We start from the raw sequence: 1,907 nt of genomic DNA on the forward strand, positions 1-1,907 counted from the left end.
GACCGGCTCTTGCCTCGGCTCCGGCTCTTTCCCGTCGTCGCGCCGTGCGAGAACACGGTCCGCGTGCCGGTCATCTTCGAGAGGTACTCGGCCGTGAACTGGTCGGTCGTGCCGAAGGCCTGGACCACGTCGGTGTTCGCGACGAACGTCTCCCAGTCCTTCGGGTAGGTCTGTTTGAGCTGGCCGAGGTCCTGCAAGAAGGGCCACACCTGGACACCGTAGCCCGCCATCAGGCTCACCGCCCGGCGGACGGGGGCCATCGGGCCGAGCTGGGCGAACTCGTCGAGCAGGAAGAGCACGCGGCTCTCCCCTCCCCCACCACCGACCGTGATCGGCCGCGCGCGAGTCACGGCCACGAGCGAGGTCGCCACGACGAGCCGGAGCCACCTCGAGAACGTGTCAAGCCGGTCCGGCGGGACCATGAGGTAGATCGAGAGCCCGCCTCTGGCGAGCTCGGCAGGGTCGAACGTGCTCTCGCCGAGCACCGTCACCATCCGGGGTGAGTCGAGAAAGTGCGTGTGGCTCTGGGCCGACGAGACGACGCCGGACCGCTCGCGGTCGGCCTTCTGGCGGAGCCGGTTCGAGGTCCGCTGGACGGCCGCGTCGGGGTGGCCGCCCATCGTGACGAGCAAGTCGTCAAAGGCATCTGGCGCGAGCGTGAGCAGCTCGCGGACGTGGGGGAGCGACCGCTCGGCTCCGATGCGCGAGAGCGCGACGTAGAGCACGAGCCCCGCCAGGAGCGCCTTCGCCTCCTCGTCCCAGAACGCGCCTGTCCCACCGCCTGGCTGGGGCACGACCAACATGTCGGCGATCATGGCCGCGTCGTCGGCCGCGTCCGGGCTCGCGCTGTCAATGAGGTCGAGCGGGTTGAGAGCGCCCCGCGCCGCCTCGACCTCGGACTCGGGGAGCCCGAGGCGGCCTGCCAACCCGAACGGGTCGAGCCCGACCACGTGCTGACCGAGCCTCTGGCGCCGGTGGCGTGCTGTGAGCGCGAAGTTCTCGCCCTTCGGGTCCGTCACGACGACCGATCCGCCGTGGTTCAAGAGGTTCGGGACGACGGCACCGACGCCCTTTCCCGCCCGCGTCGGGGCGACGGTGAGCAGGTGGCCCGGCCCGGCGTAGCGCAAGACCGGCCCAGGCTTCTTCTTCCGCTTCGGCTGACCTCGGCCGACGAGCACGCCGCCTGTGGCGTCCGCCAGTGCGGCCCCGTCGCCCCACGACGCGGAGCCATGGCTTCCCGACGTCGATCGTGGGTCGGGCTTCGTGAGGATCACCATGGCGATCAGGGCCAGCGCCCACGTCGCCGCGAACGACCACCCGGCGACCTGGACGGGCGTGGAGCCCGCCCCTTGCGTACGGATCGCTTCCGTCACCCATCTCGCCCCGTCCGAGGGCTCGTAGAGGGGGCCGATGAACGCTGGACCCATCACGACCAAGAGGAGCACGAGCGCCCACCCGCCCCGGTTGCGGTCCACAAGGAGCGTGTGCCCGATCCCGCCGAGCGCCCCAGCGGCGACGGCCAGCAGGAGAGCGTACGCGGGAAGGTCCGCTTCCCAGAGAGGTTCGCCGAGGGCCGGGTGGAACTTGGCGTACCAGGCCAGCGCGTGCGTCGCGACGACAGCTCCGACTCCGACGGGGATCGTCAGGAGAGCCAAGAGCGCGCCGCCGGAACGCGAGCCTGGGACGGTGTCCTGCGTTTCGTCGGTCACGCTACCGGCGCCGGGGCACCGACGGCCGCACGAAGCGGAGCTCGGCTGGGGGCGTCTTGTACGGTCCGGCGAAGGCGAGGTCGCGCGCGAGGAAGACCATGAACCGGTGGCCCGGCGAGATGCGGAGCGTCGGCTGCACGTCGAGGCCGCGCTCGACGACCTTCGAGGCCACGCGCGAAAGTTCGAGCGCGATCTGAC

1 protein-coding gene and 1 pseudogene are annotated in these 1,907 nt (G+C 71.1%); both read right to left on the bottom strand.

What is annotated here, in order from left to right; all coding sequences use genetic code 11:
* On the bottom strand, window positions 1–1,709 hold a 1,709-nt coding region (locus tag WBA11_RS09390), incomplete at its 3' end, for a type IV secretory system conjugative DNA transfer family protein (protein ID WP_424520439.1).
* A 1-nt stretch (window position 1,710) separates the two neighbouring features.
* Window positions 1,711–1,907 (bottom strand): annotated as a pseudogene (locus WBA11_RS09395) (hypothetical protein); the annotation flags it as partial.

The sequence above is a fragment of the Rubrivirga sp. genome, from assembly GCF_049648075.1.
Taxonomy (GTDB): Bacteria; Bacteroidota; Rhodothermia; order Rhodothermales; family Rubricoccaceae; genus Rubrivirga.